Origin of the sequence: Agrobacterium sp. D14 (assembly GCF_001526505.1) — a bacterium.
Taxonomy (GTDB): domain Bacteria; phylum Pseudomonadota; class Alphaproteobacteria; order Rhizobiales; family Rhizobiaceae; genus Agrobacterium; species Agrobacterium leguminum.
Map to the genome: position 1 here is coordinate 42,081 of NZ_ASXX01000001.1, position 15,863 is coordinate 57,943.

16 protein-coding genes are annotated in these 15,863 nt (G+C 60.8%); 2 read left to right on the forward strand and 14 right to left on the reverse strand.

The genetic code is table 11. From position 1 onward, the window contains the following. Positions 1–105: 105 nt before the first annotated feature. Positions 106–2,112: a LysM peptidoglycan-binding domain-containing protein gene (locus L901_RS00205; RefSeq protein ID WP_059752375.1), complete on the reverse strand. Its 2,007-nt coding sequence runs from the start codon at positions 2,110–2,112 to the stop codon at positions 106–108. Between the two features lie 156 nt (positions 2,113–2,268). Here L901_RS00205 and L901_RS00210 point away from each other — a divergent pair, with 156 nt between their 5' ends. Further along, positions 2,269–2,889 (forward strand): TIGR00730 family Rossman fold protein, encoded by a 621-nt coding sequence (locus L901_RS00210; protein WP_082710398.1) that lies wholly within the window; start codon positions 2,269–2,271, stop codon positions 2,887–2,889. Between the two features lie 250 nt (positions 2,890–3,139). Next, a complete protein-coding gene (locus tag L901_RS00215; protein WP_059752378.1) occupies positions 3,140–4,900 on the forward strand; it encodes a penicillin-binding protein 2 in 1,761 nt (586 codons plus the stop codon). A 54-nt stretch (positions 4,901–4,954) separates the two neighbouring features. Here L901_RS00215 and rarD read toward each other — a convergent pair whose 3' ends face one another. From rarD to L901_RS00280, 13 genes are all read right to left on the reverse strand, one after another. Continuing rightward, entirely contained in the window at positions 4,955–5,863 is a 909-nt protein-coding gene (gene rarD, locus L901_RS00220; protein WP_035237103.1) for an EamA family transporter RarD, read from the reverse strand. Between the two features lie 216 nt (positions 5,864–6,079). Then, complete coding sequence (gene pip / locus L901_RS00225) at positions 6,080–7,036, reverse strand: prolyl aminopeptidase (protein ID WP_059752379.1); 957 nt, start codon at positions 7,034–7,036, stop codon at positions 6,080–6,082. Further along, positions 7,033–7,518: a GFA family protein gene (locus L901_RS00230; protein ID WP_059752382.1), complete on the reverse strand. Its 486-nt coding sequence runs from the start codon at positions 7,516–7,518 to the stop codon at positions 7,033–7,035. Before L901_RS00230 ends, pip begins: the two co-directional genes overlap by 4 nt. Further along, positions 7,515–7,979, reverse strand: a complete 465-nt coding sequence (locus L901_RS00235) for a GFA family protein (protein ID WP_059752385.1) — start codon at positions 7,977–7,979, stop codon at positions 7,515–7,517. Before L901_RS00235 ends, L901_RS00230 begins: the two co-directional genes overlap by 4 nt. Next, a complete protein-coding gene (locus tag L901_RS00240) occupies positions 7,979–8,452 on the reverse strand; it encodes a GFA family protein (RefSeq protein WP_059752388.1) in 474 nt (157 codons plus the stop codon). Before L901_RS00240 ends, L901_RS00235 begins: the two co-directional genes overlap by 1 nt. Next, on the reverse strand, positions 8,449–8,757 hold the full coding sequence (locus tag L901_RS00245; protein WP_059752391.1) for an endonuclease domain-containing protein: 309 nt from the start codon (positions 8,755–8,757) through the stop codon (positions 8,449–8,451). The genes L901_RS00240 and L901_RS00245 overlap by 4 nt, the downstream gene beginning before the upstream one ends. Before the next feature lie 316 nt (positions 8,758–9,073). After that, a complete protein-coding gene (gene cysS, locus L901_RS00250; RefSeq protein WP_003520700.1) occupies positions 9,074–10,459 on the reverse strand; it encodes a cysteine--tRNA ligase in 1,386 nt (461 codons plus the stop codon). A gap of 217 nt (positions 10,460–10,676) precedes the next feature. Beyond that, positions 10,677–11,417: an SDR family NAD(P)-dependent oxidoreductase gene (locus tag L901_RS00255; RefSeq protein ID WP_059752394.1), complete on the reverse strand. Its 741-nt coding sequence runs from the start codon at positions 11,415–11,417 to the stop codon at positions 10,677–10,679. A gap of 145 nt (positions 11,418–11,562) precedes the next feature. Beyond that, entirely contained in the window at positions 11,563–13,071 is a 1,509-nt protein-coding gene (gene purF / locus L901_RS00260; RefSeq protein WP_020809108.1) for an amidophosphoribosyltransferase, read from the reverse strand. Positions 13,072–13,209: 138 nt separating this feature from the next. Then, positions 13,210–13,797 carry a CvpA family protein gene (locus tag L901_RS00265; RefSeq protein ID WP_003520707.1) on the reverse strand — a complete coding sequence of 196 codons (588 nt, stop codon included), beginning with the start codon at positions 13,795–13,797 and terminating at the stop codon, positions 13,210–13,212. A gap of 89 nt (positions 13,798–13,886) precedes the next feature. Beyond that, positions 13,887–15,293 carry a DNA repair protein RadA gene (gene radA, locus L901_RS00270; RefSeq protein WP_003520708.1) on the reverse strand — a complete coding sequence of 469 codons (1,407 nt, stop codon included), beginning with the start codon at positions 15,291–15,293 and terminating at the stop codon, positions 13,887–13,889. A gap of 6 nt (positions 15,294–15,299) precedes the next feature. Continuing rightward, positions 15,300–15,590, reverse strand: a complete 291-nt coding sequence (locus L901_RS00275) for a type II toxin-antitoxin system RelE/ParE family toxin (RefSeq protein ID WP_020810636.1) — start codon at positions 15,588–15,590, stop codon at positions 15,300–15,302. Then, entirely contained in the window at positions 15,547–15,858 is a 312-nt protein-coding gene (locus L901_RS00280) for a type II toxin-antitoxin system ParD family antitoxin (protein WP_020810635.1), read from the reverse strand. Before L901_RS00280 ends, L901_RS00275 begins: the two co-directional genes overlap by 44 nt. Positions 15,859–15,863 lie beyond the last annotated feature (5 nt).

Here is a 15,863-nt window from a genome sequence, read left to right on the forward strand (position 1 = left end):
GCTCCGGTCACTGCCGGAAGCCGACAGCAGGGCGGCGGCTTTGGTCAAGCCGCCGCGCGTGTCACAGATAGGGTCGTTGCGGGTTCACCGCAACGCTTCAAATGCTCAGGAGCCGCTCTTCAGCCGCTTGCGGTGAAGTTCTTCCGCATTCGGCAGCGCCTCTTTCGGCACGCCGAAAATCTGGCCGGGCTCGATCAGATCGGGGTTTTTGATCTGATCTTCGTTGGCAAGGTAGATCGTGGTGTAACGCACGCCCTGACCATAAACGCGACGGGAAATCTGCCACAGCGTATCGCCACGGCGGATGATGACGCTGTTCTGGCTCTCGGCAAGCGGCGCCTGCTCGAAGGTCTGCGGGCCGGCGGGCGCCTGTGGCGCGGGAGCAGCGGGTGCCGTGATGTGGAGTTCGGCAAGGCGGCTTGCCAGCGAGGCGATACCCTTGCCGATTGCCGCCACATCGTTCGGCCATGCTTCAACCGATGTCAGCAACTGGCGCGCCTTGGCGGTGATATCGCCCGCAAAAGCGGTGAAGGCGGGTTCGGTCGCGGCTGCGGTGCGGAATTCCGAAAGCGACTTGAGACCGATGACGACGGCGGAGCGGCCGGCAATGGCCTGATCGAGCGCCGGCGTGGCCTGATCCTTGTAGAGATTGGAAAGAATGCCGAAGGCCTTGGCGACATCGGTGCGCAGCTTTTCGAAAGCGGCGCGGTCGCTTGCCGTGCTCTGGTTTTCGGCCGGCGCCGCAGTCGTGGTCGCTGACGACGAAGCGGACGGTGTCTGCATGGCGACGGTAGCCTGATCGGTCTGCGGCCGCTCGAAGGGAACGCGCACGCGCACCTTCGCGGTGCCGTCGGCATTCAGTTCCTCGACGGTGATGATGTGGCTGCCGACGCTAAGATCGACATCGCCTTCGACGACGAAATGGCCGGAGGCTTCCGTGATGCTCTTGCCGATTTCCCTGTCATCGACCAGCGCGCGCACCGTCGAACCGGCGGGCGCGGAACCCGCGACGAAAATCTTCGATCCCTCGAACTCGACGGCAGTGACCTGAACGCTCGACGTCAGCGGGGCCGTAGCGGACGGAGCCGCAGTACCGGCGAGCGGTGCGGATGCGGTGTTGGCGCTGGTTTCGGATGTTGCCGCAGGCTGTTGCGACGGCGCGGCTTGCGGCTGAAGCGCCGGAGGAGCCGCCTCCGGCATGGCCAACACGCGGCTTGCCTTGCCGGGCTTGGAAACCATGGCCAGAAGCTCGCCCGTCTTGCCGTCAGGCACGGAAACCGTGGCCACTTCTTCAGATTGCGTCGCCTTGCCGCTGGCATCGGTCGAACGCAGCACCAGCTCGTGATCGCCCGGGGGAAGCGGATTGTCGAAAACGGCGGCGAAATCGCCGGTGCCGTCGATGGTCGTCTGGGCGACCACCTTGCCGTTGCTCAAGATTTCGAGCTTTGCGCCGGGCTGTGCCTTGCCGGCAATCACGGCCGAACCGTCCGGCTCGACGCGTAGTACGTCGAAAGTCGGCGTGGCGGCAGACGATTGTGCCGCATCGGCGGGTGCTGCGGCCGGTTTTGCCGGTTCGGGCGCGCCGTCGTCGGTGCCGGCGAAAACGCCTGCCAGACGACGCACCTGTGCCGCTGCCGCCGCCGCATTGTCGGGCAGGCCGCGCAGGAACGCCGTGGTGCGTTCGGCGGCCGTGCGGGCGGTGGTGATGAGGCGCGACGTCGTTTCGTCCAGCGACTCTGGAATTTCAATATTCGTCAGTTCCTTGAGCGAGGTCTCGACCTTCTTGCGCGCCGCCGCGAAATCGGCGTCGGAGGGAACCTTGCTATCGGAGAAAAGCGTCGTCAGATCCTTGATCGACTGGGTGGCGGAAGCCGCCCGCCGCCCGACCTTGTCGGCGATATTGGCGGTTTCCTCGGCGGCGTCGGAGAGAATGTCGCCCGCCTTGTCGGCGCCCATTTCAACGCTGTTCTTCACGGCGTTGCCGGCCTCGTTGATGGCGTCGCCGATCGGTTTGCCGTCGTTTGAAATCCGCGGCAGGACGAAAAAGATCATGAGCAGGGACGCAACGCCCAGCACGATCAGCGCCAGCAAACCGGCCTTATTGTTTTTCATCCTGGAATCTCCGGGTATTTCAAGCTTTTCACACGAGTTGAGATTGCTAGCGTCTTACCTTGCGCCAGACAAGCGGCGAGTGGCCAAAAGGCCATATTTGCAAGGGATTTCCCAAATTTTCTTGACGTGCCGCATCGCACATAGTTCCTTCCCTTCATGACGGACAAAAATATAGCGATTCGATCCATCTGCGTTTATTGCGGCTCCCAGCCCGGACGTGATCCGGCCCATATGGAAGCGGGCCGCGCGCTTGGGAAATCCATTGCCGAAAACGGCATTCGCCTCGTCTATGGCGGCGGCACCAAGGGCATCATGGGCGCGGTTGCCAGCGGCGTTCTTTCCAATGGCGGCGAAGTGACCGGCATCATACCGGAATTTCTGGTCGATATGGAGGCGACGCGCCATTCTCTCGGACAATTGAACGAGCTTGTCATCACCAAGGACATGCATGAGCGCAAACATATGATGTTCGAGCGCTCCGATGCCTTCGTGACATTGCCGGGCGGTGTCGGCACGCTGGAGGAGATCGTCGAGATCATGACCTGGGCGCAGCTTGGCCGCCATGCCAAGCCGATGGTCTTCGCCAATATCAACGGTTTCTGGAACCCGATGCTGGAACTGGTGCAGCACATGCGCGACCAGGGTTTCATCCACCGCGCGCATCTTCTCAACCCGCTCGTCATCGACGAGGTGAAGGATATTGTGCCCGCCATCATCGACCGGGCACTGGCGCAGCAGAATCCGGAAGGCGATCCTTCGGTGATTTCCCGCCTCTAGGCCGGGATGGCGAAAAGTGTAAGCGGTTTTCGCCTTAAATCCCGGTCTGTTTATCCTGATCGGCGTGATGATTGTTAACGGCCGCCTCACGGCTCGTTACAATTTTAAGTGTATATTAATACAGATTTAACGGCGGCCTCGCTCCGCCCGCTCTTTTCATGGCCCCGCGACCGATCCTGTGCCAGCCTCAATAAGGCGTTGGTTGTCGCGGAATTCGTTTCGCTGCCATGAGAGTGGGTGTCATCGGGAAATGATTGCTTTTGTGGTGCGGCTCAAAAGCCGGGCGCATTTTATTATTCAGAGAAATTCCGCGCGGGGCAGGGAAGCGCTCCTCGGTTCCGCCGCCCGCCGCAGGGTCGATGCGCGCGTGAGGCTCGGCATCCTGATCGCCGTCTTCGTCGCCATCTATGGCGTCGTCGCCGCGCGTCTCGTCCAATACGGTCTTGCCGAACCGGTGGCGACCGCATGGATCAATACCGGCGCAAACGCCGTCGCCTCCCGGCCGGATATTGTCGATCGCAACGGCACGCTTCTGGCGACCGATCTCAACATGGTCTCGCTCTATGCTGATCCGCGCCGGATCGTCGATCCGGATGAGGTGGTGGAGAAACTCGCGACCGTTATCCCCAATCTCGACTGGCGTGAAACGCATCGCCGGTTGCGCTCGGATACCGGTTTTCAGTGGCTGCGACGGCAGCTGACGCCGCGGCAGCAGGCGGATATTCTCAATCTCGGCATACCGGGCATCGGCTTCCGGCCGGAAAAGCGAAGGTTTTATCCGGGCGGCCCCACCGCTTCGCATATTATCGGCCACGTCAATGTCGACAATCAGGGGCTTGCCGGCATGGAGCGTTATCTCGACCAGCAGGGCCTGGCCGATCTGCGCGCCGTGGGTCTTGCCAGCGGCGCGCCGCTGGAGCCGGTGCGCCTCTCCATCGATCTCAGGGTACAGAACATCGTCCGCGAAGTGGTCGTGAAGGCGAAAAGCGCCTATCAGGCCGAAGCGGCGGGTTCGGTGATCCTAGATGTGGAGACGGGCGAGGTGCTGGCCATGGCCTCCGTGCCGGATTACGATCCGAACGAACCTTCCCGCACCCTTGCCGATGGCAGCATCGACAAGGAGTACGAAAAGGGCTGGTTCAACCGGATGAGCAACGCCACCTTCGAAATGGGCTCCACCTTCAAGAGCTTTACGCTCGCCATGGGGCTGGATGCCGGGGCGATCACGCTGGGTTCGGTGGTGGATGCGTCGCGGCCGATCCGCATGGGCGGCTTCACCATCAAGGACTTCAAAGGCCGGAACCGGCCGCTCTCCATTCCGGAAGTGTTTCAATATTCATCGAATATCGGCACGGCGGCGGTGGCCGACAAGGTCGGCGTCGAAGGTCATCAGCAGTTCCTGACGAAGCTCGGGCTGCTTACCAGAATGGACACGGAAATGCCGGGTGTTGCCACGCCCACCCAGCCGAAAAACTGGAAGAAGATCAATTCCGTCACCATCTCCTTCGGCCACGGCGTCGCCACCACCCCGTTGCAGACGGCGGTGGCCGCTGCCGCGCTGATCAATGGCGGCAACCTGATTTCGCCGACCTTCCTGCCGCGTTCGAAAGAGGCTGCCGTATCGCTCGCGCGCACTGTCATCAACGACAGGACGAGCGCCGATATGCGCTACCTGTTCAACTGGAACGGCATCAAGGGTTCCGGCCGTGGCGCGCAGGTGGAGGGATTTCATGTGGGCGGCAAAACCGGAACCGCCGACAAGGTGATCAATGGCCGTTACGCCAAGGATATCAATTTCAACGCCTTCGTGGCCGGTTTTCCCATGCACAAGCCGAAATATGTCGTGCTGACGATGATCGACGCCCCGAGAACCGGCGTGAACGGCGGGCGCACCGCGGCCTCCACCGCAGCCCCCATGACCCGCGAAATCATCGCCCAGACAGCGGGCCTTCTCGGCGTCAAACCGCGTTTCGGTTACGATGCCAACCCGCAATTGCTGGTGGACTATTGACGCCACATCTCCTCATTCCCGTGATGAGCAAAGGAATGAGGGAAGCGGCTCTGATTACCGCTTGAGCCTCAGCAGGCTGGAGCCGGTATAGATCGCCAGCGCCACCCAGATCATCGCAAAGGCGGCCATGCGCACCATGTCGAACGGCTCCTTGAAGACGAAGATGGCGATGAGGAAGATCATCGTCGGCGCGATATATTGCATGATGCCGATGGTCGACAGCCGCAGCAGTTTTGCGCCATTGCCATAGAGGATGAGCGGCACGGCCGTGATGAGCCCGCTTGTCGCCAGAAGCCAGGTATCGGCGGAATTGCCGCCCATGAAATGCGCCTGTCCGTTGAAGGCAAGCCAGATCATCACCAGCACGGCGGGGATGGACAGAAGCATGACTTCCAGCAGGAAGCCCTGCGTCGCGCCAATCGGCAAAGTCTTGCGGAAAAAGGCGTAAAAACCCCAGGACACGGTGAGTGCGATGGACACCCAGGGCAGGCTGCCCGCATGCCAGGTGAGGATCGCCACCGCCAGCGCCACAAGACCGATGGCGGCGATCTGCGCCGGATAAAGCTTTTCCTTGAGGAGAACCGCACCGAGGAAAATGCTGAACAGCGGATTGATGAAGTAGCCGAGTGCGGCATCGAGCGCGCGGCCTGCGCCGATCGCCCAGATATAGACGCCCCAGTTGATGCTGATGAGGATGGCCGTCAGGCTTGCCATCGCCAGCATCTTCGGGGTTCTGAGCGCGGTTCTGATTTCCGCCGTGCGTCCGAGCGCAATCAGAACGACCGCCGCAATCGGCACTGACCAGACGACGCGATGGACGATGACCTCGATCGGCGAAATATGCGCAACCGCCTTCATGTAAAAGGGAAGGAACCCCCAGAGCAGATAAGCGGAAAGCGCGAAAGCAAAACCGCGCGCGCTGTCGCCGCCCTCCTGGGCCGGGAGCGATTTGTCGAGTGCCATGGGGAGTACCGCCAATTGTTCGGATGACGTTTTATAACGGATCGCCACAGTGGCGGCCAATTCATTTCCGTGAAGGGTTCATGAGAAAAACTGCATGAATAAAAGGCGCGCTGCCCTTGAAATGGGCTGCCCCGCGACGGGAGGAAATGATTCACACAGGAAGCCATGCGTGAATCATTGTCTTATCCGGCCGTTGCAAGGCGCTGAAAGGACTGGTTATTTCCCGGCAAAACGGTCGTTGGCGCGGATCAGTTGGTCAAGAATGCCGGGTTCGCTCATCGCGTGTCCGGCCGCCTCGATGATGTGGAAATCCGCCTTCGGCCAGGCCTTGGCCAGCTGCCAGGCATATTTCAGCGGGCAGGGCATGTCATAACGCCCATGCACGATGACGCCGGGGATATCTTTCAGTTTGCCGGCGTCGCGCAGCAATTGGCCTTCCTCCAGCCAGCCGCCATTGACGAAGAAGTGGTTTTCGATGCGGGCGAAAGCGATGGCGTATTTATCCTCGCCGAAATCCTCGATCCGGTCGGGATCGCTGACGAGCGAGATGGTCGCCCCTTCCCACTGGCTCCATGCCTTGGCGCATTCGAGTTTCTTTGCCTCGTCGGTGCCGGTGAGATAGCGGTTATAGGCCTGCATCATCTCGCCGCGTTCGGCTTGCGGGATGGGCGCGATGAATTTTTCCCACCGATCCGGATACATTTCGGAAACGCCGAACTGGTAATACCAGTCCAGTTCCGGTCTGGTGACGGTATAAATGCCGCGCAGGACCAGTTCGCTGACGCGGTCGGGATGGGTCTCGGCATAGGCGAGCGCCAGCGTCGAGCCCCAGGAGCCACCGAAAACCAGCCATTTTTCGAAGCCGCAGAGTTCGCGCAGCCTTTCGATATCGGCAACGAGATGCCATGTGGTGTTGGCTTCAAGCTCCGCATGCGGCGTGGAGCGGCCGCAGCCGCGCTGATCGAACAGGATGACGTCGTAAAGGGCGGGATCGAAGACGCGGCGATGCGTGGGGTTCACCCCGCCGCCGGGACCGCCATGCAGGAATACCGCCGGTTTTCCACCGCGCTTGCCCACCCTTTCCCAATAGATCGTGTGGCCGTCGCCTACATCGAGCATGCCGGTCTCGAAGGGTTCGATCTCGGGGTAAAGGCCGCGCAATTCTTCGGTCATGGGTCATCGTCCTTCGCTGGCCATTCGGCCGTATCATGGTCCGGGTGCTGCAGGTTGTTCACCCGAGGGGGAGGGCTATCCGTTGCAGGTTCCGGCTCGACCGGCAAGCCATCGAGTGCGCCGAACCAGTGCATCTTGCCGGCGAGATTGGATTGCGCCTCGGGTCTTACCCGCTGCGGCTCGTCCAGCGAGCCGAGGGTGATATTGATGAAATCCGCGCCCGGCATGTCGTAGAACAACGGCGTGCCGCATCTGCCGCAGAAGCCGCGACGCACGTGATCGGAGGACTGGAACCACGCTGCTTCGCCACGGGTCATTTCAAACTGCGTAAGCGTACCTGCGGCTAGCGGCATGAAATAATTGCCCGATGCCTTCTGGCACATGCGGCAATGGCACAGATGCGGATAACGAAGACCGCCCCCTATCCGATAACGCACCGCGCCGCACTGGCATCCACCGCTGAAACTCTCGGCCCCGCTCATGCGCGCTCGTCTTCCGGCGGCCAGACCTGCGTGTCGTGATCCGGGTGCTGATAGGAGGTGATCTCCGCCTCGTCCACGCCCTGTTCCACGGCCGGTTTGCCGAACAGCTGCTCGATCCACGGCATGCGCTTGTGGAAATTGACCTGCACCTGCGGCTCGATCCGCTCGGGCTCATCGAAAGCGCCGATGGCGATCTCCACGCCGCCGGGATAATGATAGGTCAGCGGCGTGCCACATTTGTTGCAGAAACCGCGATGGATTTTTGCCGAGGAGCGGAAGAGGGCAGGCTGGCCGCGCGTCCAGGTCAGATGCGCCTGATCGGCGCTGACCAGCGCGCCGAAGAAATTGCCGAAATGTTTCTGGCACATGCGGCAATGGCAGATGGAGGCCCGGCCGAGCTTGCCCGCATGGAAACGCACGGCGCCGCACTGGCAACCGCCGGAAAATCCCGCTTCGCTCATCATCTGTTCTCCGGTGGCCAGTTTTCGGTGTCGTGGTCTGGATGCTGGTAGGAAACGAGATCGGCGAGGTAATCCACCTGCGTCAGGTCGTCTTCGGTGGCAACGGCAGGCAGCGTGTGAAGCGTGTCGACGAAATCGATCTTGCGTTCCACGCCCCACTGAATGGTTGGCGGCAGCGCGGCGGGATCGTCAAAAGCCCCGGCCGCCACAGCCACACCATCCGGCGCTTCATAAGTCAGCGGCGTTCCGCATTCGGGACAGAAGCCGCGCTTGACGACGCTGGATGACTGGAAGCGTTTCGGCTCTCCCCGGGTCCATTCGAATTGCACGCCGCGCACCGAAACCAGTGGCGCGTAATAGGCCCCGAAAGCCTTCTGGCACATGCGGCAATGGCAGATGGAACTGTCTTTCAGTTCACCGGAGGCGCGAAAACGGATCGCACCGCACTGGCATCCGCCGGTATATGTCGTCATGGTCGGTCCTCCTTCACCGTTCGGATAATGTGGAGACAGACATTGTCGATGTCTCTGAGGATATCCTCGTTCCAGAAACGGAGGACTGTCCAGCCAAGTTCCTCAAACGTGCGTGTTCTCTCTTGGTCATAGGCTGCCGCAGCGCCTTCCGCGTGCTGAAGCCCGTCCAGCTCGACAATGATCTTATGCGAGGGGCAAGCGAAATCAACGATATATCCGGCGACCGGCATCTGGCGTCTGAAAGACAGGCCCTCAAGGCGGTGAGCGCGGACGGCGTTCCAGAACTTCAGTTCTGCATCGGTCATGGCCTTCCGCATCTGTCGGGCATGTGACCGATGTTGAGGATTGACCTTGGCGTGGGGCACGGGATGCTCGCGGCTTGATGGGGTGCGGCGAGATTGGAGTATGGCGTGGTCGAAAGCAAGGGTGTGTCGTGGGGCTTACCCCCCTCTGCCCTGCCGGGCATCTCCCCCTCAAGGGGGGAGATCGGCAGGAGGCGCTACCTCAACTTCACTCTTAAGCGTTGAGATGGGCGAGACCGCGCCACAGATCGATCTCCCCCCTTGAGGGGGAGATGCCCGGCAGGGCAGAGGGGGGTAAACCGCAAGCCGCAGCAGCAAATTACCGCTTCAACTCCCACGTCGTCGTCCGCTCCCCAGTCTCCTTGTCCTTGCCATCCTTCAGCTGAATGCCCTTTTCGGAAAGCTCATCACGCAAACGATCCGCTTCCGCAAAGTTCTTCGCCTTCAGCATTTCCAGACGCAACTCAACCAGCGCATCGACGGCCGAAACGATGGCCTCGTCCATTTCCGCTTTCTTCGGCAAGACACCCAGCAGGGCAGCACTTGCCGCAAAGGCGGGCAGCCTGGATGGGTCCAGATTGGCAGCATGCGCAAGCGCATGCAGCGCCTGCACGGCTGCAACGGTATTGAGATCGTCGGCAAGCGCTTCAAGCACGGTTTCGTCCGGTGCTGCATCGGAGGCTTCCGCTGCCGGCCACTTGGCGAGCAGGCGTTCGGCCTCTTCCAGACGCTTCACCGAAAAATCGATCGGCTCGCGATAATGCGTCATCAGCATGGCAAGGCGCAGAACCTCGCCCGGCCATTTCCGGCCGCCGAATTTTTCCGTGTGCAGCAATTCGTAGATCGTCACGAAGTTGCCCTCGGACTTCGACATCTTGCGGCCTTCCACCTGCACGAAGCCGTTATGCATCCACACATTGGCCATGACATGCGTGCCATTGGCGCAGCGCGATTGCGCGATTTCGTTCTCATGATGCGGGAAGATGAGGTCGAGCCCGCCGCCGTGGATGTCGAAAACTTCACCGAGGTAGCGACCGGCCATGGCCGAGCATTCGATGTGCCAGCCCGGACGGCCGCGGCCCCAGGGGCTTTCCCAGCCCGGCTCATTATCCGAGGACAGTTTCCACAGCACGAAATCGCCGGGGGTCTTCTTGTGGGCTTCCACCGCTACGCGCGCGCCGGCCTGCTGCTCGTCCAGCGGCCGCTTGGAAAGCTGGCCGTAATCGGCCATCGAGCGGGTGTCGAACAGTACTTCGCCACCAGCCGTATAGGCATGGCCGCGGGCGATCAGCTTCTCGATGAGGTCGATCATTTCCGCAATGTAGTCGGTGGCGCGCGGTTCGACTGTCGGCGGAAGGCAGCCGAGCGTGGCCACATCCTCATGGAACTGATCGGCGGTCTTTTTCGTCACCGCATGAATGGCGTCGTTCAGCGGCAGATGCGGATAATCCCTCAGCGCCCGCGCGTTGATCTTGTCATCGAGATCGGTGATGTTGCGGGCATAGGTCACATGGTCTTCGCCAAAGACGTGGCGCAGCAGCCGGTAGAGAACATCGAACACGATGACGGGGCGCGCATTGCCGATATGGGCAAAATCATAGACCGTCGGACCGCAGACATACATGCGCACATTGTCAGCGTCGATCGGTGCAAATTCCGCTTTTTCGCGTGTGAGTGTATTGTGAAATTTCAGGCGCAAGGACATGCGGCAGTTCCCTAAAGGCAGAATATTATCCTGGCCGGAACGTTTATCTTTCTTGACCTTGCGGGAGACGAAAACGATCTGGCCGGTGGCGAACCAGCAAAAAAAATCTCAGCAGCAGGTGCAGATCATCGTTCTCATATCTTGCTTTATGGCGCGGCGGTGCGGCCCGGTCAAGAGCAACCGTGGTGGCCATATCGCCGCCCCGAGCGGAAAATATTCACTCCGGCTGACGGTAATCCACGAATTTTCCCTCGCGCACGAGGAAGAGTTTGCCGGTTTCGGTCAGATCGGGCGAGGCGAGCGGAAGAATGGCTGCGGCCACCTCCGATGGATGCGGCACGGTGGCCGGATCTTCGCCGGGCATGGCCTGCGCGCGCATCGCCGTGCGGGTTGCGCCGGGATTGATGCTGTTGACGCGAAGGGCGCTCTTCTGCGTTTCCGCCGCCCAGGTGCGGGCCAGCGCTTCGACTGCCGCCTTGGAGGTGGAATAGACACCCCAGAAGGGGCGACAGCTGTGGGCGGCGCCCGAAGACAGGATCAGCGCGCGGCCGGCGTCCGATTTCAGAAGCAACGGTTCGACCGAGCGGATCAGCCGCCAGGTGGCGGTGACGTTGATGTTCATGACCCTTTCGAAGACTTTCGCCTCGATATGTCCGACCGGCGAGATGACGCCGAGAACGCCGGCATTGGCAACCAGAATATCGAGCTTGCCCCAGCGCTCGAAGATATTCGCGCCCAGCGCATCGATGGCCTTCATGTCGGAGAGATCGAAGGGAACCAGCGTCGCCGTGCCGCCGACGGCCTTGATGGCGTCGTCCAGCTCCTCAAGGCCGCCCACCGTGCGGGCGCAGGCGATGACATGCGCGCCGGCCTTGGCGAGTTCCAGCGCCGTGAAATAGCCGATGCCGCGCGACGCGCCGGTAACGAGAGCGATGCGGCCCTTGAGATCGATAGTCATGGTCTCCCCCGAATTGATTGCGCTTCCTTCTACGAAGCGCCGCTGGCCTTTCGCAAGCGATCATATCGTCGCATGCGAGGGCCTGAACAAAAGGCAAGAAAAAAGCGGCCACCGGAAGCCGGATGGCCGCTTTGTGTGACGCATATCAGCCGTTGCTGGCCAGCATAGAAATCTTGCTGCCCATCGCCTCGCCATTCTGGTCGAGAAGACGGGTCGGATAATCGCCGGTGAAATAATGGTCCGTGAATTGCGGACGGGCCGGATTGCGGTTTTCCCCGCCTACCGCGCGGTAAAGCCCGTCGATGGACAGGAAAGCCAGCGAATCGGCGCCGATATATTTCGCCATCGCCTCGACATCGGCATATTGGTTGGCGAGCAGCTTGTCGGCATCAGGCGTGTCGATGCCGTAGAAATCCGGATGGAAGATCATCGGGCTCGCGACTCGGATATGAACTTCCTTGGCGCCCGCCTCGCGGATCATCTGCACGATCTTTACCGAGGTCGTGCCACGCACGATGGAATCATCCACCAGCACCACACGCTTGCCTTCGATCATCGCCCGGTTGGCGGAATGCTTGAGCTTGACGCCGAAAGCGCGGATCTGCTGCGTCGGCTCGATGAAGGTGCGCCCGACATAGTGGTTGCGGATGATGCCGTATTCGAAGGGAATACCGCTTTCCTGCGCAAAACCAAGTGCTGCCGGCGTGCCGCCATCGGGAACCGGAACCACCACATCGGCTTCCAGCGGCGCTTCCTTGGCCAGGTTCATGCCCATGTTCTTGCGCGTCGTATAGACGTTTCGGCCGCCGACAACAGAATCGGGACGGGCGAAATAGACATATTCGAACAGGCAGAGACGCTCCGGCTGCGGCTTCGAGGGCTTGCGCGCATCGATGGTGATCGAACCATCAGGCTGGATTTCGCAGATGATGACTTCGCCGTTCTCGACGTCGCGAACGAACTTTGCGCCGATGATATCGAGAGCGCAGGTTTCCGAGCAGAAGATCGGCTTGCCATCAAGCTCGCCCATGACCAGCGGGCGGATGCCGATCGGGTCACGCGCGGCAATCAGCTTGGTGCGCGTCATTGCCAGCATCGAATAACCGCCTTCCATCTGCCTGATGGCGTCGATGAAGCGATCGGCGGTGGAGGAGTGGCGCGAGCGGGCGATGAGGTGAAGGACGACTTCGGTATCGGAGGTAGACTGACAGATGGCGCCGGTGGCGATGATCTGGCGGCGAAGCGTCAGGCCGTTGGTGAAATTGCCGTTATGGGCAATGGAAATACCGCCTTCTTCCAGTTCGGCAAACAGCGGCTGCACGTTGCGCATCGCCACTTCGCCGGTTGTGGAATAACGGGTGTGGCCAATGGCGATGGAGCCGGGCAGGCGGGCAAGGGTTGCCGGATCGGTATAATGATCGCCGACGAGGCCCATATGGCGTTCCTGATGGAAGCGCTTGCCATCGAAGGAGACGATGCCCGCCGCTTCCTGGCCGCGATGCTGAAGCGCATGCAGGCCGAGAGCGGTCAGCGCCGAGGCGTCGGCATGGCCGAGAATGCCGAACACGCCGCATTCTTCATGCAGCGTGTCGCCGTCGATCTCTTCCTTGAAAGTGGCCCGAGGGAACGGGGAATGCGAAAGCGGCTCAATCATCCGGCTTGCCCTTGCTCTCTACCGAGAAAAAAGAAAGACCTCTCCGGTGAGTATTTCCCCCGGTCGGTCCGTCTGTGTCGTGCTTGATATTTAGCACAAATAGCGCGCCTTGCATGCATTGCAAGGCGCGACACTGTGTCAATTATTTGTTGCCGGCGGATTTGTTGCCGGCACATCTTCCGCAGGCGCCTGTGTGGCCGTCGGCTCCTGTGGTTTTCCGAGAATACGGGCGCGGATCTGCGGTTCGATATCGTCAGGCAGAACCGCCTCCAGCTTGCCCACCAGCCCGTCAAGGAAGGGCTTGGACTTCGCCTGCGTCACCCATTCCGGCTGCGTCTTCACATCCACCAGCCAGTTCCAGAAGGCGACCGCGACGACAAGCAGCAGAATGCCGCGCGCCGCGCCGAACAGGAAACCAAGCGTGCGGTCCAGCGCGCCGATGCGGCTGTCGATGATGAAATCGGCAATGCGCGAGGTGATGAAGGAAATCACGATCAGCGAGACGAGGAAGACCACGCCTGCCGAACCGGCAATGGCGATCTTGTCGTCATCGGTATAGTTGCGCGCATAGGGCAGCAGGACCGGATAAAGATAATAGGCGGCGGCGACCGAGCCGCCCCAGCTCGCAATCGACAGAATCTCGCGTGAAAAACCGCGCACCATTGCAAGAAGGGCGGAGAAAAGAACAACGGCGATGACGATGCCGTCGAAAATTGTAATGGGCATATACCAACTCCGGAGGTGCGACGCCTTGTCAGACGCTGCCTTGCCAATTTTGCGATCCTCTTACACCACTGTTTCCCTTGGCGAAAGGATCAATATTCGTCGTCCTCAACCTGTTTGAACCGGTTGCCGGAGCCGGCGATGCGGGCCACGAGGTCCGGAAGGCTTTCGATTTCCGTCCAGCGTCCCTTGCCGCCTTTCGGCAATTCAGCCGAAGCAGAAGGCAGAAGTGCGGCGGAAAAGCCAAGTTTTTCAGCTTCTTTCAATCGCTGGCCCGTATGCGAAACCGGCCGCACCGCACCCGACAGGCTGATTTCGCCGAAATAAACACAATCGGCGGGCAGGGCAAGACCGGCAAGCGAGGAAACCAGCGCCGAGGCAATCGCCATATCGGCGGCCGGTTCGGAAATACGGTAGCCGCCGGCGACATTCAGATAGACATCATGCTGGCCGAGCTTCACGCCGCAATGGGCCTCCAGCACGGCCAGAATCATGGCGAGGCGGGAACTGTCCCAGCCGACCACGGCGCGGCGCGGCGTACCCAGCGAAGTGGCAGCGACCAGCGCCTGCACCTCGACAAGCACGGGCCGCGTGCCCTCGATGCCGGCAAAAACCGCAGCACCCGGCGACTTTTCGTTGCGTTCGCCGAGAAACAGTTCGGAGGGGTTGGAGACTTCCCGGAGGCCGCGATCCGACATTTCGAACACGCCGATTTCATCGGTCGGCCCGAAGCGATTCTTGACGGTGCGCAGGATGCGATGATGATGTCCGCGGTCGCCTTCGAAATAAAGCACGGCATCGACCATGTGCTCGACCACGCGCGGACCGGCGATCTGGCCTTCCTTGGTCACATGGCCGACCAGCACCATGGTTGCGCCGGTCTGCTTGGCGAAGCGGATCATCGCCTGCACGCCGGTGCGCACCTGCGTCACCGTGCCGGGGGCGGAATCGGCCGTATCGCTCCACAGCGTCTGAATGGAATCGATGATGACGAGATCGGGCCGCTTGCCTTCGGAAATTGTGGCGAGAATATCCTCGACATTGGTTTCCGCCGCCAGCAGCACATCGGTTTCCGCAGCCCCGAGACGCTGGGCGCGCAGGCGCACCTGCGCCACCGCCTCTTCGCCCGAGACATAGATGATGCGATGCCCGCGCCGCGAAAGAGCCGCTGCGGCCTGCATCAGCAACGTCGACTTGCCGATGCCCGGGTCGCCGCCGATCAAAACCGCCGAACCGCGCACGAAGCCGCCGCCGGTCGCACGGTCGAGTTCGCTGATACCGGTCGGGATACGCGGCGCCTCCTCGATCTCGCCGGAAAGCGAGGTGAGGGTGACAGGCCGGCCCTTCTTGGGTGTCTTGCCCGGTCCGGAGCCGATGCCGCCCATCGGGTCTTCCTCGACGATGGTATTCCACTCGCCGCAGCCTTCGCATTTTCCCGCCCAGCGGGTGTGAACCGTGCCGCAGTTCTGGCACACGAATTGGGTCTTGGCTTTGGCCATGTTATGTCAGTTTTCTTCTTGTTTGAAATGGTCGGCGGAGATGTCTTGGTGGCCGTGAAGCACGCGCAGCACATACATTGTATTATCATCGACAATGAAATAGATGCATCGCTCACGATAAGGGAAAGCCCGCAAATTCGGCGCGAAACTTCGAGGTACGCCCGTTATCCCATATCGCGCCAGCGAGATCATTTTGCCGTTGATGTCGTCTAGAAAGCGTCTGGCAGCAACGGGATTGAATTGGGCAATGTAATTATGATCGGCCAGAAGATCGTTCAGCGCCTGTGCGGTGACCACTAGACGCCTTCGCTTCATTCTGCTCCTCCGCCAGCTTCATAATGTGTGCGGTAAAATCATCTGCACTGGAGAACTCCATAACCCGGCCAGCCTCCACATCATCAAGCCCTTCCTGAATCAGTCGTTGAAGCTCTACAAGCTTGCCTTCCCTGCTGCCCAGCAAACGCAGACCAGCTGAGACGACCGAATCCGCGTCCTTAAAGACGCCCGCCGCCACCTGTTCTTCGATGAACTTCTCGTCCTGTTCGCTCAAATGGATTTCGGGCATTTCGA